General features: G+C 35.2%; 22 protein-coding genes, 3 pseudogenes and 1 other annotated feature. Of the genes and pseudogenes, 16 read left to right on the top strand and 9 right to left on the bottom strand.

All coding sequences use genetic code 11. The features are described from left to right. Positions 1-37 precede the first annotated feature (37 nt). From EKQ63_RS26765 to EKQ63_RS26745, 5 genes are all read right to left on the bottom strand, one after another. Positions 38-940 (bottom strand): EamA family transporter, encoded by a 903-nt coding sequence (locus EKQ63_RS26765; protein WP_087955032.1) that lies wholly within the window; start codon positions 938-940, stop codon positions 38-40. Between the two features lie 139 nt (positions 941-1,079). Next, complete coding sequence (locus EKQ63_RS26760; RefSeq protein WP_087994667.1) at positions 1,080-2,522, bottom strand: sensor histidine kinase; 1,443 nt, start codon at positions 2,520-2,522, stop codon at positions 1,080-1,082. Next, entirely contained in the window at positions 2,500-3,165 is a 666-nt protein-coding gene (locus EKQ63_RS26755) for a response regulator transcription factor (protein WP_000148833.1), read from the bottom strand. Before EKQ63_RS26755 ends, EKQ63_RS26760 begins: the two co-directional genes overlap by 23 nt. Before the next feature lie 364 nt (positions 3,166-3,529). Beyond that, positions 3,530-3,991 (bottom strand): L,D-transpeptidase, encoded by a 462-nt coding sequence (locus EKQ63_RS26750; RefSeq protein ID WP_000735050.1) that lies wholly within the window; start codon positions 3,989-3,991, stop codon positions 3,530-3,532. Positions 3,992-4,021: 30 nt separating this feature from the next. After that, on the bottom strand, positions 4,022-4,465 hold the full coding sequence (locus EKQ63_RS26745; RefSeq protein WP_000388760.1) for a DUF3978 domain-containing protein: 444 nt from the start codon (positions 4,463-4,465) through the stop codon (positions 4,022-4,024). A 404-nt stretch (positions 4,466-4,869) separates the two neighbouring features. On the opposite strand from EKQ63_RS26745, the gene EKQ63_RS26740 reads away from it, so the two are divergent. The 5 genes from EKQ63_RS26740 to EKQ63_RS26720 all read left to right on the top strand — a co-directional run bounded on the left by EKQ63_RS26740 (position 4,870) and on the right by EKQ63_RS26720 (position 7,950). Then, complete coding sequence (locus tag EKQ63_RS26740; protein WP_000454756.1) at positions 4,870-5,484, top strand: DedA family protein; 615 nt, start codon at positions 4,870-4,872, stop codon at positions 5,482-5,484. 215 nt (positions 5,485-5,699) lie between these two features. Continuing rightward, positions 5,700-5,921 carry a helix-turn-helix transcriptional regulator gene (locus tag EKQ63_RS26735; RefSeq protein ID WP_000776157.1) on the top strand — a complete coding sequence of 74 codons (222 nt, stop codon included), beginning with the start codon at positions 5,700-5,702 and terminating at the stop codon, positions 5,919-5,921. Then, on the top strand, positions 5,911-6,618 hold the full coding sequence (locus EKQ63_RS26730) for a DUF3169 family protein (protein WP_140168497.1): 708 nt from the start codon (positions 5,911-5,913) through the stop codon (positions 6,616-6,618). The genes EKQ63_RS26735 and EKQ63_RS26730 overlap by 11 nt, the downstream gene beginning before the upstream one ends. 42 nt (positions 6,619-6,660) lie before the next feature. Then, entirely contained in the window at positions 6,661-7,713 is a 1,053-nt protein-coding gene (locus EKQ63_RS26725; RefSeq protein ID WP_140168502.1) for a zinc metalloprotease, read from the top strand. A gap of 96 nt (positions 7,714-7,809) precedes the next feature. Beyond that, positions 7,810-7,950 (top strand): DUF3985 family protein, encoded by a 141-nt coding sequence (locus EKQ63_RS26720; protein WP_000404782.1) that lies wholly within the window; start codon positions 7,810-7,812, stop codon positions 7,948-7,950. A 195-nt stretch (positions 7,951-8,145) separates the two neighbouring features. Here the strand turns inward: EKQ63_RS26720 and EKQ63_RS26715 are convergent, their stop codons facing one another. Further along, on the bottom strand, positions 8,146-8,532 hold the full coding sequence (locus tag EKQ63_RS26715; protein ID WP_001077770.1) for a DUF3938 domain-containing protein: 387 nt from the start codon (positions 8,530-8,532) through the stop codon (positions 8,146-8,148). A 459-nt stretch (positions 8,533-8,991) separates the two neighbouring features. Here EKQ63_RS26715 and EKQ63_RS26710 point away from each other — a divergent pair, with 459 nt between their 5' ends. After that, positions 8,992-9,513, top strand: coding sequence for a GNAT family N-acetyltransferase (locus tag EKQ63_RS26710; protein WP_087955028.1), 522 nt, complete (start codon positions 8,992-8,994; stop codon positions 9,511-9,513). A gap of 110 nt (positions 9,514-9,623) precedes the next feature. Here EKQ63_RS26710 and EKQ63_RS26705 read toward each other — a convergent pair whose 3' ends face one another. Continuing rightward, positions 9,624-10,517 carry a YitT family protein gene (locus tag EKQ63_RS26705; protein ID WP_000530037.1) on the bottom strand — a complete coding sequence of 298 codons (894 nt, stop codon included), beginning with the start codon at positions 10,515-10,517 and terminating at the stop codon, positions 9,624-9,626. A 277-nt stretch (positions 10,518-10,794) separates the two neighbouring features. Here EKQ63_RS26705 and EKQ63_RS26700 point away from each other — a divergent pair, with 277 nt between their 5' ends. The 3 genes from EKQ63_RS26700 to EKQ63_RS26690 all read left to right on the top strand — a co-directional run bounded on the left by EKQ63_RS26700 (position 10,795) and on the right by EKQ63_RS26690 (position 12,982). Continuing rightward, positions 10,795-11,079, top strand: a complete 285-nt coding sequence (locus EKQ63_RS26700) for a hypothetical protein (RefSeq protein ID WP_000394930.1) — start codon at positions 10,795-10,797, stop codon at positions 11,077-11,079. 28 nt (positions 11,080-11,107) lie between these two features. After that, the gene (gene yidC / locus EKQ63_RS26695) at positions 11,108-11,890 is read left to right on the top strand and encodes a membrane protein insertase YidC (protein ID WP_087955027.1); all 783 of its coding nucleotides are present in this window, start codon (positions 11,108-11,110) and stop codon (positions 11,888-11,890) included. A gap of 129 nt (positions 11,891-12,019) precedes the next feature. Beyond that, positions 12,020-12,982 (top strand): hypothetical protein, encoded by a 963-nt coding sequence (locus EKQ63_RS26690; protein ID WP_087994660.1) that lies wholly within the window; start codon positions 12,020-12,022, stop codon positions 12,980-12,982. 78 nt (positions 12,983-13,060) lie between these two features. Here EKQ63_RS26690 and EKQ63_RS26685 read toward each other — a convergent pair whose 3' ends face one another. Then, positions 13,061-13,288: a hypothetical protein gene (locus tag EKQ63_RS26685; protein ID WP_143881649.1), complete on the bottom strand. Its 228-nt coding sequence runs from the start codon at positions 13,286-13,288 to the stop codon at positions 13,061-13,063. Positions 13,289-13,453: 165 nt separating this feature from the next. Then, positions 13,454-13,691: a binding site (T-box leader), on the top strand. Positions 13,692-13,756: 65 nt separating this feature from the next. On the opposite strand from EKQ63_RS26685, the gene EKQ63_RS26680 reads away from it, so the two are divergent. The 5 genes and pseudogenes from EKQ63_RS26680 to EKQ63_RS26660 form a co-directional block, all read left to right on the top strand. After that, positions 13,757-15,073: an APC family permease gene (locus EKQ63_RS26680; RefSeq protein WP_000546300.1), complete on the top strand. Its 1,317-nt coding sequence runs from the start codon at positions 13,757-13,759 to the stop codon at positions 15,071-15,073. A gap of 107 nt (positions 15,074-15,180) precedes the next feature. Further along, positions 15,181-16,365 (top strand): MFS transporter, encoded by a 1,185-nt coding sequence (locus EKQ63_RS26675; protein WP_143881648.1) that lies wholly within the window; start codon positions 15,181-15,183, stop codon positions 16,363-16,365. A gap of 79 nt (positions 16,366-16,444) precedes the next feature. Continuing rightward, complete coding sequence (locus tag EKQ63_RS30055; protein WP_087994658.1) at positions 16,445-16,615, top strand: hypothetical protein; 171 nt, start codon at positions 16,445-16,447, stop codon at positions 16,613-16,615. A 270-nt stretch (positions 16,616-16,885) separates the two neighbouring features. Then, a pseudogene (locus EKQ63_RS26670) lies at positions 16,886-18,679 on the top strand (SpaA isopeptide-forming pilin-related protein); the annotation flags it as partial. A gap of 564 nt (positions 18,680-19,243) precedes the next feature. Then, positions 19,244-19,690 (top strand): annotated as a pseudogene (locus tag EKQ63_RS26660) (SpaA isopeptide-forming pilin-related protein); the annotation flags it as partial. A gap of 29 nt (positions 19,691-19,719) precedes the next feature. On the opposite strand, the gene EKQ63_RS26655 reads toward EKQ63_RS26660, so the two are convergent. Continuing rightward, positions 19,720-20,478 (bottom strand): TrmB family transcriptional regulator, encoded by a 759-nt coding sequence (locus EKQ63_RS26655; protein ID WP_000939491.1) that lies wholly within the window; start codon positions 20,476-20,478, stop codon positions 19,720-19,722. A 186-nt stretch (positions 20,479-20,664) separates the two neighbouring features. On the opposite strand from EKQ63_RS26655, the pseudogene EKQ63_RS30765 reads away from it, so the two are divergent. Then, positions 20,665-21,669, top strand: a pseudogene (locus EKQ63_RS30765) (cache domain-containing protein); the annotation flags it as partial. Beyond that, a complete protein-coding gene (locus EKQ63_RS30760) occupies positions 21,658-22,665 on the top strand; it encodes a methyl-accepting chemotaxis protein (RefSeq protein WP_411469474.1) in 1,008 nt (335 codons plus the stop codon). The pseudogene EKQ63_RS30765 and the gene EKQ63_RS30760, both read left to right, overlap by 12 nt. The last annotated feature ends 35 nt before the right edge of the window (positions 22,666-22,700 follow it).

Genomic DNA, 22,700 nt, shown 5'->3' with positions numbered 1-22,700 from the left:
GAGAAAAAGACCTTTCAAATCAGTGAAAGGTCTTTTGTTAGGCACTATGCACGCTACTACGTTTCTTTTCTTTCCTAGCCGTAAGGAGCTGAGGGGTGAAAATCCCAAGTAGTATAAAGATGATTCCAATCCACTGCATGAACGTTACGACTTCATGTACAAGTGTAATAGAAGCGATAATAGCTGTTGGTAATTCAGCTGCTCCTAGTATTGTACCAAGTCCTGTTCCTACTTTCGGTACGCCAATTGAAAAACAAATGACAGGTACGACAACACCGAACAAGCCGAGGAAGAAAGCATATTTCCATAGGCCAGCTTGCAAAGCACCGTCTGTTAAAAAGGTTGGCGGGAAGAATAGGCATACGATCAGAGTAGCGCTTGTTGTCATAAGAAAACTTTTCGTATAAGGCGGAACTTCTGTAGCAACACGTCCGCTTGCGAAAACATAGAATGAAAAAGAGACAGCGGCTAATAGACCAAAGATTATACCTTTCGTGGAAAAGTTTTGTCCGAGGCCTTCAAAGACACCGCCAGCAAACAATGTTCCAGTAAATAAAATAATGATAGATATAACTTTTTCACGGCTTGGAAATGTTCGATTTGCAATTGCTTCAATAACGACACCAATCCATGTGAACTGGAAAAGTAGGACGACAGCGATAGATGCTGGTAGTTCTTCTACAGAAATAGCGTAGAAGATACCGGTCATACTCATCGTTGTGCCAACTGTTAGTAAGGAAAAGAATTGCTTTTTTGTTACTTTATGACGTGAAACGAAAAGAACGAGCAGAAGAAGACCGATCCATCCGAAGACATATTGACCTCCTAATAGTTGATGGGCTGAAAATCCATCAATGAATCCGAGTTTGAAAATAGTTGAAAGTACGCCGTAGCTACAAGCTCCGAATAAAACGAGTAATGAATACTTAAATTTCTCCATGAAAATCCTCCTTTTACATAATAAAAAACGCCCGCTATCCAAATAAGGATAACGGGCGAACGAAACAGAGTCATATACTCTACAAAATTCCGCCACTCATACGAAGTATGAATTTGGGATATGAAATTGTAGTAGGTTTTTACATTGCTTTTGGGAATACAATAGAACATTTTACACCTTGAGGCGTGTTTTGTATACCATAAGGAAATTGATGTTTATCTAGTATTTGTTTTACAATGTATAACCCAAGACCACTACCTTGTACTAAGCCGTGTTTGTCAGGGTTTGCGCGATAGAATGGCTCAAATAAATGGGCAAGTTTATCCTCATCTATTTGTGAACCTGTATTTAATACTTCTAATGCGTAACCGTTTGGCTTTTCATAAAGCTTTATATATACATGCTGATGGTCAATTGTATAATGAATTGCATTTGAAATAATGTTAAAAATGGCAGTTTGAATAAATTTAGGATCAGCTAAAACTTGTACATCTTGTTTAATGTTAGATTGAACATTTAACTGCTTTACAGATACGAAATAATCTACTTTCTTCATAACATCCTCAATAATATTAGTTAATGAGATAACTTTTAAATCAGGTTTAAATTGAGGGTTTTGTATTTTGGATAATTCCGACATTTTTTCCGTTAATATGTTAATGTCTTGCATCATTTCATAGGAACGTTTTAAGTATTTATCTCTATCTTTATAAGCTCCAATTCCGTGAATCATACCATCTAGTTGTCCCATAACGGCTGCGATTGGTGTTTTTAATTCATGGGAAACCATAGACATAAATTCTTTACGAGATTGTTCTAATTGTTGCTCCTTTTTGAGTTCATTTCTTAAATCTTGATTGCTGGCATGTAAATTCTTCACTATATTTGGTACTTGTGAAGCAGCTACTTGTAAATTAAAATCTGTTTGATCATTATTTTTGTTGAGTAGTTTTTTATCTGAGAAATCAAGATTCATAATATCTTTTAAAGCATCACTCATATATTGAAAAGGTTTAGCAATTAGTTTTGCATAAATTAAAGATCCAAGCAGAGAGAGTGCAAGCATTGTTGCGCCAATATGTGGAGCTAATTGCTGCAGTACATCTGTTAATTTTGGATTATCTTGTGCATCATTTGCTTTACTTGCTGCATTTTGTTTATGTAAGGCATCATTAGTAGCGACTTGCTTTTCCGTTTCTGTAGATGGAGCAGAAGCGCTATTTTTCCCCGAAATATTTTGAGTATGTTCTTTTGCTTTTGCAGTTTGGCTAGGCTGCAAAAGATGATTGATAGCTGTAGAGAGAGAGTTATAATCTATAATAGAAGATTGGAAATTAAACATGTCCCCCTGTGATACAGCTTTATTTTGATTCGTTTTACTTTGGTCGTTTTGTTTATCTGAATCCGCTTGTTCTGTAGTATGCGTTCCATTTTCTTTCGCAAAACGTTCTTTATCGTAGTTTGAAGCTAAGAAGTAAATAACTTGATAAAGACAAAGTGATAAAAGAATACAAAATAATAAGGTTTTGATGAAAATATTTTTGGTGATGTTGTCTTTGCTACGATTCGATTTTGTAGCCAATGCCTTTCACCGTTTTAATATAAGGAATTCCTAATTTTTTTCGTAAGTTTTTAATGTGTGTATCTATAACTCTTACATCACCATAATGTTCATAGCCCCATACCTTATTCAACAAATCACTTCTTGATAATACTTTTCCTCGATTTTGCAGTAAAGTATAAATAATTTCAAATTCTTTTGTTGTTAATTCAATTTGATTACCATGAACATAAGCGGCGTATGCTGTAGAATTTAACATCAATTCATGGAATTGTAGTATAGTCGCAGCTTCGGCTTCCTTCGTTGCTGCCCTTCTTAATACAGCTTCTACACGTTTAATAAATACGGTGTAATGGAACGGTTTCGTAATATAGTCATCAATACCTAATTCAAATCCTTTAATTTCACTTTCTTCATTATGTAAGCCTGTTAACATAATGATTGGTACATCAGATTGTCCTCGCATAATTTTACAAATACTATAGCCATCTATATCTGGTAACATCACATCAAGGAGGACAAGATCGTATGAATTTTTTTGGAAAAGAAGTATACCTTCTGTTCCGGCACCAACGACATCAACAGTAAAGTTTTGTGCCATTAGAAATTCACGAATTAGTTCTTGTATATCTGGGTTGTCTTCAATCACCAGTATATGCGTCATAGTAACACCTCCTAAATAACGCTTTTTACTGCAATATTCGAATTCATCATTTTTTCGATGACTCAGATTGTTTATACATATAATAAGCCCCCGCCATAAAATAATCATGAAAGTAGCAAGGGGAGTTGTTTAGTGAAACTGAATATTTAAGAATTACAGTAATTCTATTATAGTATGTATTGTAAAATTTATAAAATATTATAACTGTATAATTTTAATATCCATGTTTATCAATGTTTGGATGTTACCTAACACAATCTATTCCTATTATATATGTAAATACAGTTGTTTTGCTACTGTAAATGAAGAAATAAAATAAGCCAAGACATAAAATTCTTGGCTACACACAAATCTTGTTCTTAAGTTATTTTACAGTGACAGTAGCTTGCTGCTGAATACGCTCAAATAACCAGTGTATATCATTATTATACATACGAATACAACCAAGTGTTGTCCATTTGCCGATTGCTTGATTATTGTTAGTTCCGTGAATCGCATAAGTTGTTCCGTAAGTTCCCGCCATATTTAATCCAAGCCAACGGTCACCAAGTGGATTACGTGGGTCGCCGCCTTTAATTTTACCTGTATAGTAAGGACGGTTTTTAATTTTATTTACGATTTGAAAAGTACCTTTAGGTGTAGGAGTGGCTGCTTTTCCAGTAGCGACAGTAAAACTTTTTATGAATTTTCCGTTTTGATAATAATCCATTTTATTTAACTGCGTGTTTACAATCAGTTGATCTTTCGTTGTAGCTGCCTCGGCATTTGTGAATGGAATAGTTAAAAATCCTAATGATAATAGTGCACTTAATAATAGTTTTTTCATTATGTTCTCCTTTTTACTATTGTAGTAGTCTTACATACAATGAATTTGCAATCCTCGTAATACTTTATTTACATTTTCATCTAATGTCTCAAAGAAAGTAGTAATTTTGGCATTGTATTTGTTGTTTTTATCAATAAGTAATCTCTCATTTAATAAAAGTTCCCCATGTAGTCCAAAGCTTTGAACTTGAATATTTAATTCATCTTCAGTTTCAGAAATAATTGGTAAGAAGTAGTGAAAAGCTTTCGTTGGAATGATATAGCTTTTGCCAATCATGCTTTCTTGATTTGAATTAATCCATTTTTTCGTGACAATTTTAATGTTCTTTTTTGAAACGATAAAAGATAGTGTAGTAGATTTTGTTAAACTTACGTCAAATTCACTTGTTTCACATATGTGTAAATTAAAAACGGTTTCATTTTGGTGAGATTCAACATTTGTATTAATAAAATCGTGCATTTTATAAGCTTCCATTTCTTATTCACCCTTTTTTCAATTTCGAAAAGCTATTCATATTTATTCAAATTAATGCTTAGTCATTTATTAGTTAAATTTTTCAACAAATTCCGATATAATCTTACAATACGTATATGAAGCTAATATGAAGTTAGTATGAGTTTGTAGTGGTTTTTTATTAAGAACAAAATATAACGATTTTCAAGTGTTAAAAAATGGATGAAAAATGCATATTAAGGCCCTAATTTTTCACAGTATATACTTGTTACATTGTTTTAAAATGAGAGTACATAATGAACGTAAAAGTTTAGTGAGAGCCTTACAAAAATGTAATAAAAATGTAAGCTATTGTGATAGTTATTTCGACAATTTTTTTATACAATATTAGTAAGAAGTTGCACGTGATTGAAAGGAGAGATGGCATGGAATGGATTCATGAATTATTTCAGCAATACGGGTACTATGTTGTACTTGTTGGTTTGCTGTTAGAATATATTGCACTTCCGTTTCCGGGAGAGCCAACGTTAGCATATGCGGGATTTTTAGCACATAAGGGTGATTTAAGTTTACCGATTTTAATTATCCTATCCTTCATTGGGACAAGTGTAGGAATGACAATCCAATACTTTTTAGGAAATAAATTAGGAATGCCCTTTGTTCAAAAGTATGGGAAATACGTATTTTTAACACAAAGAAAAATCGACTTAACAAGAATGTGGTTTGATAAGTATGGATACTTCTTGATTTTTATCGGTTTCTTTATTCCTGGTGTACGTCACTTTACAGGATACTTTGCAGGAATTATTAACTTACCATTCCGCCGTTTTGCAATTACAATTTACTCAGGTGCTCTATTTTGGGTATCATTCTTCTTAATCGGTGGTTACTGGTTAGGTGGAAACTTGCATGATATTTTTGGGGCGCTAGAAGGTCACATCGGTAAAATCATTTTTGGAGTGATTGCAATTGTAGCAATTACGTTAGGAGTTCGTTTCCGCAAACAGTTAAAACGAGCATTCTTACAAAACGCAAGTTAATATGGAATCCATTCTATGTCAGAATTTAGGAAGGCAGTGCAGACGCACTGCCTTTTTTATTTGATGTCCCAATCTATTTTAATAAGTTTTTGTTTATCTGTTTAAAATTCCATAGAGTATCTTGTCAATGATTAACGTCAAAATGACAATTATAATTGACAAGTATAAGGATATTATTTACAATTCTAATTAAATAAATGAAAAAGAGGGAAGACATGAAGCTTCAAAATCGAGTGAGGGAATTGCGGGCAAAGCATCGTTTATCACAAGGGGATTTAGGGAAAGCGATTGGATCATCGCGGCAAACGATTAGTTTAATTGAGCGCGGGGATTATGCACCATCAATTGTATTGTCGTTAAAAATTGCACACATTTTCAATGTACCGGTGGAGGAAATATTCACGTTAGTGGAGGGGGAAGAGGATGATGAAGAGTAAACGAAAAAAACAATTTGATTTTGTGGGGAAAATGGCATTAAGTATGATGGGTGGATTTTTAACATCGTATATAGCTTTAGATTTACTCTCGCATGAACCGAGAAAATTATCATCTAATCTATTTATAGGTATATGCACCATTTTTGGAATCTTAATGATGTACTACACTTGGAAGAATACACGTATGTTAGCGGAGGCACGTGATGAAGAAGAGAGTGTACAAGGCAGAAAATTAGGCATTATAAGTATATATTTACGTGTAGGTGATATAGTTACGCAGGCATGGTTTGTATATGCAGTTATTGCATGTAGACGTGCACTGTTGCAGGATACAAATGTTTCATTTGCAGTGTGGAATTTAGTAGCTGCTATTGTTTGTTTAACTATTGTAGTGATTAGTGGGCTCATAACAAAAAATCGTTATAACAAGCTGTATCCTGAACAAGGTGTAACATATATGGAATCTATGAAAATGTGGACGAAAAACGCAGATGAAGGATTAAAGCACATTGTGCATGAGGCTGGATATAAAGCGTATGAATTTACGAATACAATATTGGCATATGTATGGTGGGCTGCCGTTATATATACGGTGGCTAGTGATATCAATTTTGTATTAATTGGCTTAATCTCATTTATTTGGATATTGCATCTTGGAAAGTTCATGTACGAAATGCAGAGAAAAATGATTTATTAAGGGGAGAAAAAGGTGGATATTTTAAGAAGGCCAGCTGGCTCAATGACAGTGGCGCTAATTCTGTCCATTTTATACGGAGTAATCCGAACTGGGAAATTAGAAGTAATGTTGGATATATGGGCGGTATTTGGAATTGCATTATTAGTGTTAGCCATTCATGAGCTAGGACATGTAGTGTTTGGTTTAATAGGTGGTTTGAATTTTAAATTTATGACAGTAGGGCCGATTACTTTTCAAAAAGAGAAGGGGAAAGTACGCGTTCGAGAAAATAAATTGTGGATGTACTTTGGAGGCGTGGCGATGTTAGTGCCTCCTTCTATAGAGACACCGAATCTTTCGAAAAAATGGGCGTGGCTCACTTTAGGTGGACCGATTACGAGTTTACTATTTGGTATTACTTCCGGTTACATATATATGGTGAGTTATTATCAATATCTTTTATATTTTTCTGTTTTACACTTTGTGATTTTTGCAGCTACAATCATACCGATAAAAGGAACATTTTTGAGTGATGGTATGCAATTTCTCATTTTAATTAAAGATGATGAAAAGGCGAAGCAGCATTTATATAACATTCAAGTATCGAGTGAATTATTTAGTTATAAAAGGCCGAAAGATTGGGATGAGAGATTAATAGAGCTTAGTGAGGAAAAATTAAAAGAGGATAAAAGTATAAGAAATATAATGAGTGGACTTATGCTCGTCTTTTTGGCTCGTGCGGATCAAGAGGGAATGGAAAGAGCGATACCGTATATAGAACCAATTGTTCAACTACCTGTAACGAAAGAAAATAAGTTTTTCGTTAGTAGTTTTCATAGTTGGTATCTTTTATATAAAGCCCTTTATCAGATGGATAGTCTTTCTTTGCAAGAAGCAAAGGAACATGCAAAGACTATTACAAAAATGGACTTAAACGGATATTACCGTACACAAGGAATTATTAAATATTTAGAGGGCGATGTGGAAGCGTCCCGTACTTATATGAAGAAAGCTGATAAAGAATTGAAGAGCGCTGAGAAGAGTGGAATGGGATATTTACAATTAGAGAGAGAATGGTTTGAGCAGCTAAAGAAGAGGGTATCTTACGATGGGTGAGGTATCCTCTTTTTTCTATGTCGTCTTATGCCGTTCCATAAAAAGTGTGGGGCGAGTAAAATAAGATAAGAAGAGCAAAGCTTGGAGGAATTCTAGATGGAAATTTTAACGATTATTTTAATCGTCTTACTCATTTATGCTGTTTTTAAAGTGGCATATGTAGCATTAAAAATACTCGCGATCCTATTAATTATCTTTTTAATCGTAGAGTTCGGCAGTAAATTGCTTGGGGGATAGGGTATGTTGAGCGTCTTGAGTGTCGAAGAATGTCGGTAAGTCGATATCCTGTGTCGAATCGCCGATATAATGAAAAAATCGCTGATATAAGTGGAGAAATCGTCGATATATTTGAAAAATCGCTGATATAATCCGGTAAATACTAATCGGGGTATGCAAACCAACATAAAAAAAGCTGGAAGAATATCTTCCAGCTTACGAGTTACTTTCAATTTGGCGACCGTTTTCTTCTTCGTTGTCTTGTAATAGGTTGAATACATCTGCTAGACAGAATGCAATGAACCAAGTCCATAGACCGTGGAAGAAAGCTGAGCTTAATTGAAGTGGTAATGTATAGTTAGTCATTGAGTAGGAAATACATCCGCCAACGATTCCGATCATTGTTAATAACATTGTTTTTTGCGCATTTTCTTCTGGATTAAAGAGGAAGAAAATGTATCCCCCTAAAATTGAAGCGCTTACAAGTGTTTCGATTCCATTAAAAATGATATTCTCTCCAAGCTGAGTGTTTGTCCAGAAGCAGATTGTACCGCCGATAATAGCAAACAGGACAGCTATTGTATATCGTATATATTGATTCATATGTTCATCTCCCTATGTAATAAGATGATTTGGAAGTCAAAAAGGTAGGTATAGTATATTGAAGTGAGTTTTAATTGTACGTATCTTTTTATAAAAAGATCATTGAAGAGTAACTAAGATGATCGGTTGTTTAAACCGTTACGTGTATGGTGTCTGAAATATACCCGACTGCTCGTTTCTTTTTGCTTGTAAAATAAGAGAAACTTCCAAGTCTATATACTCTTTTTTTGTGAGTCTGTTTTCATTATAACACATTTAGAGACATAATAATAGAATTATCTGATTTTGTAATAAGTGTAAAAAATAAAAAAAGCAAGGAAATACCATTAACGGTGCGGTTTAGTGGAAGAAGGATTTTAATGTATTTTGATGAAATATGTAATCAAGGTGAGATCTAAGAAGGAGGCTTAATACTATAAAAAATGTTTTATGGCATGAATGTAAGGGAGGAGAGCTAACTTGGAGATCACAACAGAAAGATTAATAATTAGACCTTTTAAAAGTACTGATTTACAGGATGTATTTGCTATTTATAATAGTGATGATACATGTAAGTTCCTATTACATAATAAGTGGACTCATGAAGACATGCAGAAAAGATTTAATAAAAAGCTAGCAAATAATGTGCTTACTAAAGACTCAATATTAAGTTTGGCAGTTATATACAAAACGAAAGTAGTTGGTGATTTATCTGTATGGTACACAAATATGAAAGACACTGTTGAGATTGGTTATAGTTTTTCAAATGAAGTAGCTGGGAGAGGGTTGGCAACAGAAGCAGTAAGTAGTTTGGTATTTAAATTATTTAATGAATGTAATGTACATCGTATACAAGCTAATCTTGATGCACGTAATACAGCTTCACAAAAATTGTGTGAACGAATAGGCATGAGAAAGGAAGCCCATTTCATACAAGATTTTTGGAATAAAGGTGAGTGGACAGATAGTATTGTATATGGAATGCTATCCTCCGATTTGTAGTAATAAACGTAGTAATTGTATTATGCTAAAGGGTGCGTTAGTTGAATAACAAAGGGCATAACATATTATATATGACTAATATGTTATGCCCTTTAATGTATTGACCTTTTTTATATACGTTTGAAACGGCCGACAATTTCAACTGTTTCAGTAATGTTCATAAATGCTTTGTTATCCACTTGACGGATAATACGTTTCATTTCGCCTAACTCATAGCGAGTCACGACAGTGTAAATCATTTTTTTCTTATGGTTTGTATAGCCGCCGACAGCATCTACCATCGTCACGCCACGTATGCCGTGATGTAGTAGGGCGCTTTTTATTTCCTCGCCTTTTTCTGTAATTGTCATTATCGTTAATTTAATATGTTTCGTATGCACAGCATCGATCACTTTGCTGACTACAAATCGACTAATTAACGTATAAAGTGTAATATCCCATCCGAAAATAAATCCTGCTACAACAAGTAAGATTAAGTTGAATACAAATATGATTGCTCCAATTGAAACATCACGATATTTCGCTACAATCAATCCAACGACATCAAATCCACCTGTTGAAGAAGCAAATCGGAATATGATTCCTGAAGCTGCTCCGCAGATTACACCGCCGAATACAGAAGATAGTAAAATATCGTCTGAAACTTGGTGTACAGGGATAATGTTCATCGCTAATGATGATACAGCTACAAAGTACGCTGTTAAAAAGGTTGTCTTCTTGCCTAAGTAAAAGTGACTTAAAATAAGAAGAGGAATGTTTAGTAAAAAGATAAGTGCACCGATATTGTAGTGCATTAAATAACCGATAATCATCCCTACTCCAGCGAATCCACCACTAATCATGTTATGCGGGATAAAGAACATATTCATAGAAATTGCATACAAAATAGAAGCTACGAAAATAACAACCAACTGTATGATAAATTCTAAGTGAAATGTTTTAGCTGCTGGGAAGGATAAAAAGGCGGTGTCGGGAACGTAATCGGCGTCTCCTAGTTGACCCATAGTATGTTTCATCTCCATATTCATTTTTGATTACAAGAAGAGAATAAAGGTTTTTTCAAAAACTGGCAATAGTTTTATTATAATGCAAAAATTTTATAAATTTCTAATAAATCAAGCCTATTCATTGAGGTGTGTGAATATACTAAAGAAAGCGAATACAATGTTTCTTAATTATTGTTTTCTTGAGAAAATATGCAAAATACTTTTTTTGACGATAAAAGGAAATAGAGAATGTTTGCCGAATGTGCTAAAATGACCTTATTAAGGATGTGAAGCGATGGAATTTTTATTGCAGGATGCAATTCTATATATATCGTTTGTAACGACAGCACTTTGTTTATTAGAAGTTTTCTTCCTTGCTAACGTTTCTCGCTTTGTGCGTCAGCAAGCATCAAGCGGTAGACAAAGAGCATTTGCGTTAGTTGATACGTGTGAAGATAGTGCAGGAAATGTACCGCTATTTTCGATTTTTTATAAATATGGAATGATTCGTTCTGTACGCAGACAAGAATCGAGTGAAGAGAATGACGAGGTCGGTCCGTATACACCAATGTTTCGCTAAATAATTACGAAACATTGGAGGAATGAACATGTTAAAATCATACCGAACTGCGCTCGTTAGTTTATCATTATTACTTGTTTTTGTTTTATCTGGTTGCAGTAATACAGCCCCAATTGATGCACATAGTACGGGAATTTGGGATCATTATTTTGTATATCCAATCTCGTTTATGATTCAATTTGTTGCTCATCATATACCGGGAGCTAGCTTCGGGATTGCTATCATTATTATGACGCTCGTTATTCGTTCAGCAATGATTCCATTAGCTGTTTCGCAATATCGTAGCCAAGCGAAAATGAAGAAAATGCAACCTGAATTGCAGAAGCTAAAGAAAAAATATGGTGATGTAAGTAAAAATCTTGAAAAACAAAAACAGTATCAAAAAGAAATGTCAGAACTAATGAAATCAGGCGGTTGGAATCCACTTGCTGGTTGCTGGCCAATCTTTATACAAATGCCGATTTTCTCTGCTTTGTATTATGCGATTAGCCGAACAGAAGAGATTCGCACATCTTCGTTTTTATGGGTGAACTTAGGACATGCAGATCCTTATCATATATTACCGATTATTGCAGCGTTAACGACATTTATTCAGATGAAGGTTTTCCAGTCTAATATTACAGCTGGAGAACAAGTACAGATGCTAAAGATGCAGCAAATTATGATGCCAGCAATGATTCTATTTATGGGATTCGCAGCACCATCAGGACTTGTGTTGTACTGGATAACAGGTAATTTATTTACAATGACACAAACAATTGTATTAAGAAAAATAATGGAACGTGAAGAATTACAATTACAAAAAGCATAGAAAAACACCGCTCATCATGAGCGGTGTTTTTTTGTTAAGTCGTTAAGGAAATTTTAAGAAACCAACATTACTATAGGCAGTGTATACGCAAGTGTACATACATTAGAAATATGAAGGAGGAAATTTCCTATGAAGAAGAAAACAGTTGGGTATTTAGCGATTGCAGGTGCTTTATCATTCGGAATCATTGGAGGAGTCGGTATCCCGGCATTCGCGGCAACGAATACTCCAGCAGCTGAGCAAGCGACAAAAACGGCGAAAAAAGATTTAGATGACGCTACAAAACAAAAAGTAAAAACGATTATGGATGATACAAAGAAACAGTTAGAGGAGCTAGGTGTAAAGCTTCCAGAGAAAGAAAAACGTAAAGAAATGTTTGCGGGATTAGATGAAGCAACAAAAGAAAAAGCGAAATCAATTTTAGAGCAAGAAAAGTCCGGGAAATTAACACGTGAACAAGCAAAAGAAGAATTAACAAAATTAGGCGTGAAGTTCCCGGAAAAGGGTAAACATGGAGACATGTTTGCTAACTTAGACGAAGCAACAAAAGAAAAAGCAAAATCAATTTTAGAGCAAGAAAAGTCCGGGAAATTAACACGTGAACAAGCAAAAGAAGAATTAACAAAATTAGGCGTGAAGTTCCCGGAAAAGGGTAAACATGGGGACATGTTTGCTAACTTAGACGAAGCAACAAAAGAAAAAGCAAAATCAATTTTAGGTCAAGAGAAATCAGGCAAATTAACACGTGAACAAGCAAAAGAGGAATTAACGAAGTTAGGCGTGAAAATGCCAGAGAAGGGTAAGCATAAAGACATACTTGCTAACTTAGATGAAGCAACAAAGGAAAAAGCAAAGTCTATTTTTGAACAGGAAAAGTCCGGGAAATTAACGCATGAGCAAGCAAAAGAAGAATTAACAAAACTAGGTGTGAAACTCCCAGAGAAAGAGAAGCATGAAGATATCTTTGCGGGATTAGATGAAGCAACAAAAACAAAAGCAAAAGCGATTTTAGACAATGAAAAGAAACAATTAGAGGCATTAAATGTGGATCTTCCGCATCATAAGTTTTTTATGAACAAAGAAGATAAATAATTGAATTACGTATCTTTCGTGTGGGCAACCGGAAGATACGTGCGAGGACCGATTTCTGTCAGCAGAAATCGGTCCCTTTTAATGATTCAATGAAATTTTTTTCATTGTTAGTATGTATCCAAAGACGCAGTAGAAGATTGCAAAACCGATAAACACTTCCGTATATTGATATTTACCTAATACATAGAAGGAAACAGCTGGTATAATAGCTACCACTAAAATGCTATAACCAGGATAATTATGTCGATATATGATAGCGAATAGAACAGAAAGAACTGTAGCGATGATACAAAAAACAGCAATCATAATTGATGCACCTCCTATATGGAGTATACCATTTTTAGGGGATTAGAGAAGTGGCGTAACTTCTGTTATAATATAAGAAGAGAAATATTTCGTATGTTATATAAAAAATATATTGATTTTTTCTAACAATTCAATATAATGAACAATAACTACAAAATTCGACATCAAGAAGTGATGATGAGGACACGATCAATTTTTTACGATTCTCAGAGAGGGAGGCCTTTGGCTGTGAGCTTCCTAATACGGAAAAATAGATTACCACCTCTGAACTGCAGCAGTGAACGAACATCTAGTAATTGCTTGCCGGCAAAAACCGTTATTTTAGACTTGAGAAATTGGTGAAGTGTGTTACTTTGCGAATTGAAACAAGGGTGGAACCACGAATATAACACTCGTCCCTTTTTTAGGGAGGAGTGTTTTTTTATTTCATTTTTGCATCACACTAGGATTGGAAGGAGGATACGCAGCATGCATCATGATGAGAAGAACAAAATTGGTTTAACGGTAGCACTTTCTATCGTAGTAGGAACGATTATTGGGTCTGGTGTGTTTATGAAACCAGGCAGCGTATTAGATTACTCGGGGAGTTCTAATATGGCGATTCTTGCTTGGATAATTGGTGGTCTGTTGACGTTAGCAAGTGGTTTGACAGTAGCTGAAATTGGAGCGCAAATCCCGAAAAATGGTGGGTTGTATACGTATTTAGAGGAGATTTACGGAAGTTTTTGGGGATATTTATCAGGCTGGATGCAAACGATTGTTTATGGGCCAGCTATTATTGGAACATTAGGGTTATACTTTAGTTCTTTAATGATTAATTTTTTCTATTTAGATAAAGTATGGAATTTACCAATCGCAATTGGAACAGTTGTGTTCCTTGGCGTTGTAAATAGTATGGGAACAAAATACGGAGGTATCGTCCAAACAATTACGACAATCGGAAAGATGATTCCAATCGTATTAATTGTTGTGTTAGGTTTCTGGAAAGGGAATAGCGATATTTTTAACGTAGTTGTACCGATATCAGAAAATCAAAGTATCGGGATGGCGATTTTAGCAACGTTATTTGCTTATGACGGCTGGATTTTACTTGCTTCGATTGGCGGAGAAATGAAGAATCCAACAAAGTTATTACCGAAAGCAATGACAGTTGGGATTTTAATTGTAACAGCTGCTTATGTATTAATTAATTTGGCGTTATTGAATGTATTACCAGCAACGCAAATTGTAGACCTTGGAGAAAATGCAACAGCGACAGCTGCAGGAATGCTACTTGGAGAATATGGCGGAAAAATTATTAGTATCGGTATTATCGTTTCTATTTTCGGTTGTTTAAATGGAAAGATTTTAACGTTCCCACGTATCCCGATGTCGATGGCAGAACGTGGACAACTTCCATTTGCTAAGTTTATTGCAAAGGAAAGTCCAAGATTTAAAACACCAGCAAATGCGATTACTGTTGAAATCATTTTAGGAATTATTTTAATGATTATTAGTGATCCGAATAAGCTATCTGAGATTTCCGTATTCATTATTTATATTTTCTATGTAATGACGTTTATTGGTGTCTTCATTTTAAGAAAACGTAATAAGAATAAAGAGCGTGCATACAGTGTACCGTTATTCCCAATCGTACCAATCGTTGCGATTTTAGGTTCGTTCTTTGTAATTGGTAGTGCAATTATCAATGATCCGATAAGTTGTTTCTTATCCATTGGAATTGTCTTTACGGGGCTTCCGGTATATTGGTATTTAAATAAGAAGAATAAAAATGAAGTATCATGAGTGAAGGGTAGGCGTATCATACGCCTACCTTTTTTAATGTAAAAAAATTGTACTTGTGTTCAACTTCTATTTTGGTTACTATAATCGTAGTAACCAAAATAGAAAGCGTGGGGAAAGACTTGAATTTTCGTGTGTATATTTTAGCTATCGCGGCCTTCGTAGTCGGAACGGTTGAGCTAATTATAGGAGGAACGCTTGATTTAGTTGCCGATGATTTAGGAGTATCTATTAGTGCAGCCGGTCAGCTTATCACAATATTTTCAGTAGTATTTGCTTTATCAGGTCCTGTTTTATTAGCATTAACAGGGAAATTTGAAAGAAAAACATTGTATGTTGGGGCATTATCAATTTTCTTAATCGGAAATATTATTTCAGCATGTAGTGTGAATTACGGGATGTTAATGTTCTCAAGGGTGATTTGTGCGGCGAGTGGTTCGCTTATTATTGCACTGTCAGTAACACTTGCTTCTAGCGTTGTAGAACCGCATTTTCGTGCGCGTGCAATTGGAATCATTTTCATGGGGATTAGTGGATCACTTGTACTTGGAGTACCACTTGGTCTTGTACTTGGAAACGCATATGGATGGCGTGCACCATTTGTACTCATTTCAATCTTAACAGTGATGGCAATCGCTTGTATTTCATTATTCTTAACGAAAGTACCACCAACATCGGTATTATCAATAAGAGAGCAAATTGCTACGTTAAAAGATAAAAAAATCGTAAGTGCACAGTTAACATCATTCTTATTTTTAACGGGTCATTTAACACTATATGCATATTTAACACCATTTTTAAAAGATGTTATGCATGTGGGAGCGAATTGGATTAGTGTATTTTACTTCATCTTCGGAATCGCAGCAGTAATTGGGGGCGGCTTCGGAGGCTGGCTTGCTGATAAATGGGGATCGAAGAAAAGTATTATCTCAATTATTATCGTATTTGCGTGTGCAATCTTCATATTGCCAATGATGACATTCTCATTCCCGCTGTTCATTATGATGATGGGACTTTGGAGTATGCTGAGCTGGGCTATTTCGCCAGCACAACAAAATTATTTGATTGAAATTGCACCAGAATCAGCTGGTATTCAGCAAAGTTTAAATAACTCTGCCCTTCACTTAGGGATTGCGCTCGGTTCAACAGTAGGCGGAGTTGTTATTGAGAAATCATCTGTTATATATAATGCTTGGGTAGGCGGCGGCTTTATTATATTAGCGTTGCTTTGCGCAATTTTCTCGATTACGAGAGGACGTTCTACTCAGTTTGCGAAGGAAGAATCTATCGTTTGATAGGTTCTTTTTTATTTGTAAAAAATGGAAGGATTTGGTGGGTGGATGGAGAAAGGTGTATATAGCGAGGTGATGGAAAATGATGTCTAATTTCTCGGTATTCGGCATGATAATTGCGCTACTACCGATATTGATAGTTGTTTTTGTATTAAGATGGGTTCGTTTCATCTATCAAAACTCTGAGAAACAAGTGGAGCAAAATGAGAAAATTATTGAGCTGTTGACGGAGAGAAAGGAAAAAGATAAGTAATATGTATTCGTTTGAAATTTGTTTCTCGTAAGATATGAAGGCACTTATAAAGTGTCTTTTTTATTATGTTTGAAAATTGGAAACATGTAATGTTTATTTGTCAATAGCAGCATGACAACAAACCGTTTTAAAGTTGCTTATTACTATGAAACTTTCTCAACAATTCGACAAGATACTACAAAAAAACCACCTATTCTCTTTTTTTCACTATAAGTACAATGAAACAGTAAGATTGATTCATGTAGAAATTTATATATGGTGGTGGAGAGAATGAAACGAAAGATGGCAGGAAAATGGTTTAGTTTTTTAAGTGCTCTTATTATTTTATTAGGAATTGCAATGCCACAAGTAAAGGCAGAAGTAATGAACAGAGAAACATATAAGATGGATTGGAGCTATAGTAATTCGAAACAGCGTGAAATAAAGACCGAAATAATTAAAACGGCTTCGGGTAGTATTGCGTATTGTTTAACGCCAGATTTACGTTCGCCCAATGGGGATGATTTGCCTGAGATGGGGAAAACATCTGATGCCGTATATCGTGTTTTATTAAATGGATATCCTCAAAAAAGCCCATCTGAATTAGGGGTAGCGACAATGGAAGAAGCGCATTATGCTACACAATTAGCAGTATGGATTGCAGCAAATGAATTAACGGAAGAAGATTTAGTTGCAAAAAATGAACGTGTACATAATCTTATGAAGCGTTTAGTAGAGGCTTCAAAAAAAGAAACTGGATCACAAGATATATTTTTTAAAGTTAATCCTGTCGATTCACAAACTGCTACACAAAAAGGTGATTATTTAGAAACAGGATTTTATGTAGTGCAAACAAATGCGGTTTCTGGCTCTTATACAATTCTTCCTGAAAATGCTCCTAAAGGGCTTCGAATTGTAAATGAAAATGGAGAAGAGAAAAGCACATTATCAATTAACGAAAAATTCAAAATCTTAATTCCGAAAGATACGAGTAGTGGTAATTTTAAAATGAAAGTGAAGTCTACTTTAACAAATTTACAAGCAATAGCTTTTAAAGGACCGGAAAAAGTTCAAAATACAACGGTATTGTTACAAAGAAATAGTGAGAAAATCAGTACAGATTTAGTTGTAAATTGGGAATCAGTAGGCTCTTTAAAGATTATGAAATTAGGAGAAAAAAAGGAATTATTAAAAGGGGCGGTGTTTGAAGTTTCTAATGAAAACTTTAAACAAAATGTTACGACTAATGATAAGGGGATTGCGGAGTTAGGTAATCTTCCAATCGGTATATATAGCGTCAAAGAAATTCAAGCGCCAGCTGGATATGTGTTAGACGGAAGCGTTAAAAAAATTGAAGTGAAAACTGGTGAAACTGCTGTATTAGAGTTGAAAAATGAAAATGTAAAAGGTGAGTTAGAAATAACGAAAATAGATGTAGCGGATGGAAATACGAAGTTACCGAACGCAGAGTTTACAATCTACAACGAACAAGGGAAAGAAGTAGTAAAAGGGAAAACGGATGAAAAAGGTGTAGCGAAATTCAAACTACCATACGGAAAATACACGTATAAAGAAACAATAGCGCCAAATGGATATGTAATAAATGAAGAGACGTTCGCATTTGAAATAAAAGAGAATGGAGAAATTATTAAACATATCGTTCAAGATAAGAAGGTAGAAGGTGAATTAGAAATAACGAAAGTAGATGTAGCGGATGGGAATACGAAATTACCAAATGCAGAGTTTACAATCTACAACGAACAAGGGAAAGAAGTAGTAAAAGGAAAAACGGATGAAAAAGGTATAGCGAAATTCAAACTACCATACGGAAAGTACACGTATAAAGAAACAATAGCGCCAAATGGATATGTAATAAATGAAGAGACATTCGGATTTGAAATAAAAGAGAATGGAGAAATTATTAAACATATCGTTCAAGATAAGAAGGTAGAAGGTGAGTTAGAAATAACGAAAGTAGATGTAGCGGATGGGAATACGAAATTACCAAATGCAGAGTTTACAATCTACAACGAACAAGGGAAAGAAGTAGTAAAAGGAAAAACGGATGAAAAAGGTATAGCGAAATGTTTTGGTTCGCGTGGAATTGCCTGAAACCACGTAAATAAAAACTGATAAGCCGTAATTCCGTGCTGCTATACATATAGGAGGAACGTGTTACGCGCGTGGCTAGCTGTTGGTCGTGCAGGGGGTACAGAGTATGCGCCTACAAAAACAGCACCCCTCATCGGAATCCTGTTCTTCTGGTGAGGGTGGGTGAGAACTTACCCAGGGACGATTCTCTAAAAGGTTCGGGTGGTTATCGTTAGCATTACGGTGCTAGGGAGTACATTCAGTTTGTCGTGTAGGGACGATATTACAAGGACAAGCCATAGAAAAAGGATGTATGCGGTGAAAATCGCTGAGTGAACAGGGTCTATACATACGGATACCTTATAAGTGACCGCATGGCGAAAACAAGACGCTTATCCATCTATTTTGATCGATTACTTTTTTGTAGTCTTTCAAAGTAGGGGATAAATCTGCCTTCCAGCCGTATTCCATAATCGTTCCCACATGATAAAGACCCTAAAGACCTTCAGTCAAGAATAATTGCGAAGAAAAGCAGAAAAACATGAGATTGTTTAAGCTCTACCAAATGCAGAGTTTACAATCTACAACGAACAAGGGAAAGAAGTAGTAAAAGGAAAAACGGATGAAAAAGGTATAGCGAAATTCAAACTACCATACGGAAAGTACACGTATAAAGAAACAATAGCACCAAATGGATATGTAATAAATGAAGAGACATTCGGATTTGAAATAAAAGAGGATGGAGAAATTATTAAACATATTGTGAAAAATAAGAAAGAAGAAAAGGCATCGCTTCCTTCTAAGCCAAATAAGCCAACACCGAATGGAGAAGTGAAACCTTCCGCTGATGTGAAGCCGATGCAACAACCTAATACTCATAATGAAGTGCGTTTGCCAGCTACTGGCGGCGTCGGTAATGAATTTACGGTTTTATTTGTTCTAGGACTTGGTTTTATTATTGCAGGAGCTTATGTGTTAAAGATGAAAAATAGAAAAGAAATGTAGAAAAAAACGCCTTGTAATAGAGGCGTTTTTTAGTATCTCAACTTCATCAACAAACTCTTAATTTCCTCATCTTCCATAAAGAGGTCATGGTGTTTCTGAGTAATCTTTGCAAGTGCAACGTCATGATAGAAAAATTCTGTAAAGAACTTCACGAATGGTTGTGACATTGTTTTCATTGCTTGCCATGACTCTTGTTCTACGCCAGCAAATAAAATTTCGCGGTCGTCAACGATGAGCAGTAAGTATCGCTCTAGCGCGTTAGGCTCTTCGGCTGGGATTAGAAAATGCATGTTTTCTAAGTCTGTTTCTACTTTTCCAACTATAAGGGACTCGGTTTTGACGCCTTGTTTTGCCTTTTCTTCTAATAACGGAAGATATTCTAAAAGAGTATCGTTCCAAGCTGAAATGCGAATCGATTCTTTTGCACTTTCGATGAGTTCTTTACTTTGAACGCGAATAGACGATTGCATTTTTAAGCTCCATACACGGTCATCTGTAAATGATTTTTTCGATATAGTTGTCTCTAATTCTTTAATGTTGGATTGAAATTCTGTCGTTAATTTTTCAATTGCTAGCTTGAGTGGTAATGCTGTATACATCTTTTTCTTCTCCGAAACAGAATCCATTACCATTCCTTTATCGATTAGGCGTGCAAGCACTTCATATATTTTGGCTTTTGGTACACCAGAATGCTTCACAATCGTTGTAGCATCTAATGGTTCGTTGCTTGATACGACAACTTCGTAAGCTTGGCTTTCATATTGTGAGAAACCGAATTTTTGTAACATAGTTACCTCCGAACGAATGAGATTATATTTTAAGGATAATGAACTATTTGTTTTTGCACAAGTGGTAGTCAGTTTTCTAATTGTATTAAGGTGAGAATTAATTTCAATTTTTTAATTTTATCTATTATACTTAATATAATGATTAATAAGAATTGAATTCAATACGAAGGGGATGCTTGGGGGAAGATGTTAAGAAGTTTACGTTTAAAAATTGCGGTAGTATTTTCGGTACTTATTTCTATGATGTTCGTAATATTAGGTACAGCTATGTATCAATTACAGAAAGAGAAGGAAGTGCGCTCCTTAGACCAGTATTCTCAAAATACGATGGATCTTGTGACAGAGCAGTTAACTGCATTTATGCAGCGAATTGAAGAAGATATGGGTCATTATGGAAGTCATGATGATATTCAAAACATGTTACAGGATGGAGTTACTGTAGAAGAAGAGAGCTTTATTTTAAAAGAGTTTTCAAGATTTAAAAAGAACCATCCTGATATTTTAGATGTATACATTGGGACAAAAGATAAAAAAACATTGAGTGCAAATCTTGCTGACGGAGGAAAAGTACCGGAAGGGTATGATCCAACAAGTCGTCAGTGGTATAAAGCATCTGAATCCGATACAAAATCAATTATTTGGGGACAACCACAATATGAAATTGCGACAGGTAAGTTAAGCATTGGGGTTTCAAAAGCCATTGTCGGACAAGATGGTTCTGTATTAGGAGTAGTAGCAATGGATGTATCACTAGGAACAATTCAAAAGCTACTCCACAATATTCAATATAATAACGGCGGAGAAATGTTTATCGTAAATGATAAAAATATTGCCATTGTATATCCAGAGAAAGTAGGAAAAGATGTTTCAAAGGAACCTCTTTTAAAAAGTTTGAATAAAGATGAAACAAAATTTGCGGTGACAACATTAGGCGGAAAAGATGTAGTAGCCTATAGTCAACTGTTTGATAAGATGAAATGGAAAATTGGGATTGTTTATCCGAAAGAAACGATTGATGGGCTATTAAATAGTACGAGAAATACAGTCATTATAATGGCATGTATTAGTTTATTAGTTGGAATCGTAGCTTCATACTTGTTCTCAAGAAGGCTAGCAAGACCACTGCAACTATTAACGAATCACGTTCAAAAAGTAGCAGAAGGTGATTTAACGTTGCAAATGAAAGTGACAAGTAAGGATGAAGTTGGAGAACTGACGAACCATTTTAATCATATGGTTGAGCAAATGAATGAAATGGTAAGTAAAATTAAAAATAGTGTATCAACTGTGCAGCAATCAACGAATAATCTACATTATTTAACGAATGAAACTGTAGCTGCTAGTAGAGAAGTGTCAGGGGCAATGGATGATGTGAGCGGAGGAGCGTCCACTCTTGCTAATAGTGTAGATGAAGTTTCAGAACAGCTCGAGAATATGGCGCAGTCAGTGGAACAAATGAATAACTCTGTTGGTGAAATAAAAGGGGTGGCTGGCAAAGCGGAAGAGGCATCTAAGCAAGGGCTAAATACGATGCGTAATTTAGTTCGTACAAGGGGTCAATCATCTTCGATTGTTGTTCATACAGAGGAAGCATCCGGAAAGTTAGAACAAAGAGTTGGCTCGATTCAAAATGTGGTAGAGCTTATAAAGGGGATTTCGGATCAAACGAATTTACTTGCTTTAAATGCTTCAATCGAGGCGGCACGTGCGGGCGAACAAGGTAAAGGTTTTGCTGTTGTTGCTGAAGAAGTTCGAAAATTAGCGGAACAATCAAAAGAAGCAACAGTAGAAATTGCGACGATGATTGGTGATGTACAAGTAGAGGTAAGGCGAGTTGTAGAAGTTGTAAGTAAATTGAAAGATATCGCGGATATACAAAATACAGTTACGACAGAGGCAGAAACGGAATTCCGCACAATTATGTCAGTTGTAAATACGATTAGTACTTCAGTGGAACAAATTGTAGAAGAGGTACATAATATCGGTCACGAGCAAGGAGAAATTACAGCGGTAATGCATACAATTGCCGGTACGAGTCAAGAAAGCGCAGCGGTTTCGGAAGAGGTAAATGCTGCGACTGAATCACAAGTGAATCATCTAGAAAAGGTAGCTCATACGATGGAAAGCTTGACGGAGCATATGAGAGACTTAGAAAGATTGGTTGAGCAATTTAAAATAGAGGAATAACAAATTAGTAAAATGCTGCGTATTTCGGTAAAATA

Origin of the sequence: Bacillus sp. BD59S (assembly GCF_007363175.1) — a bacterium.
GTDB lineage: Bacteria > Bacillota > Bacilli > Bacillales > Bacillaceae_G > Bacillus_A > Bacillus_A pacificus.
Note: the sequence above shows the minus strand (reverse complement) of the source record. Positions and strands in the feature narration are given on the sequence as shown.

Excerpts from the sequence above, each read along its gene's own strand:
- yidC (WP_087955027.1), top strand. The coding sequence starts at position 11,108 with ATGTTAAAATCATACCGAACTGCGCTCGTTAGTTTATCATTATTACTT.
- EKQ63_RS26725 (WP_140168502.1), top strand. The coding sequence starts at position 6,661 with ATGACAGTGGCGCTAATTCTGTCCATTTTATACGGAGTAATCCGAACT.
- EKQ63_RS26655 (WP_000939491.1), bottom strand. The coding sequence starts at position 20,478 with ATGTTACAAAAATTCGGTTTCTCACAATATGAAAGCCAAGCTTACGAA.
- EKQ63_RS26750 (WP_000735050.1), bottom strand. The coding sequence starts at position 3,991 with ATGAAAAAACTATTATTAAGTGCACTATTATCATTAGGATTTTTAACT.
- EKQ63_RS26730 (WP_140168497.1), top strand. The coding sequence starts at position 5,911 with ATGAAGAGTAAACGAAAAAAACAATTTGATTTTGTGGGGAAAATGGCA.
- EKQ63_RS26740 (WP_000454756.1), top strand. The coding sequence starts at position 4,870 with ATGGAATGGATTCATGAATTATTTCAGCAATACGGGTACTATGTTGTA.
- EKQ63_RS26720 (WP_000404782.1), top strand. The coding sequence starts at position 7,810 with ATGGAAATTTTAACGATTATTTTAATCGTCTTACTCATTTATGCTGTT.
- EKQ63_RS26735 (WP_000776157.1), top strand. The coding sequence starts at position 5,700 with ATGAAGCTTCAAAATCGAGTGAGGGAATTGCGGGCAAAGCATCGTTTA.
- EKQ63_RS30760 (WP_411469474.1), top strand. The coding sequence starts at position 21,658 with ATGAAAGTGACAAGTAAGGATGAAGTTGGAGAACTGACGAACCATTTT.
- EKQ63_RS26680 (WP_000546300.1), top strand. The coding sequence starts at position 13,757 with ATGCATCATGATGAGAAGAACAAAATTGGTTTAACGGTAGCACTTTCT.
- EKQ63_RS26685 (WP_143881649.1), bottom strand. The coding sequence starts at position 13,288 with ATGATTGCTGTTTTTTGTATCATCGCTACAGTTCTTTCTGTTCTATTC.
- EKQ63_RS26745 (WP_000388760.1), bottom strand. The coding sequence starts at position 4,465 with ATGGAAGCTTATAAAATGCACGATTTTATTAATACAAATGTTGAATCT.
- EKQ63_RS26755 (WP_000148833.1), bottom strand. The coding sequence starts at position 3,165 with ATGACGCATATACTGGTGATTGAAGACAACCCAGATATACAAGAACTA.
- EKQ63_RS26690 (WP_087994660.1), top strand. The coding sequence starts at position 12,020 with ATGAAGAAGAAAACAGTTGGGTATTTAGCGATTGCAGGTGCTTTATCA.
- EKQ63_RS26715 (WP_001077770.1), bottom strand. The coding sequence starts at position 8,532 with ATGAATCAATATATACGATATACAATAGCTGTCCTGTTTGCTATTATC.
- EKQ63_RS26700 (WP_000394930.1), top strand. The coding sequence starts at position 10,795 with ATGGAATTTTTATTGCAGGATGCAATTCTATATATATCGTTTGTAACG.
- EKQ63_RS26765 (WP_087955032.1), bottom strand. The coding sequence starts at position 940 with ATGGAGAAATTTAAGTATTCATTACTCGTTTTATTCGGAGCTTGTAGC.
- EKQ63_RS26705 (WP_000530037.1), bottom strand. The coding sequence starts at position 10,517 with ATGGGTCAACTAGGAGACGCCGATTACGTTCCCGACACCGCCTTTTTA.
- EKQ63_RS30055 (WP_087994658.1), top strand. The coding sequence starts at position 16,445 with ATGATGTCTAATTTCTCGGTATTCGGCATGATAATTGCGCTACTACCG.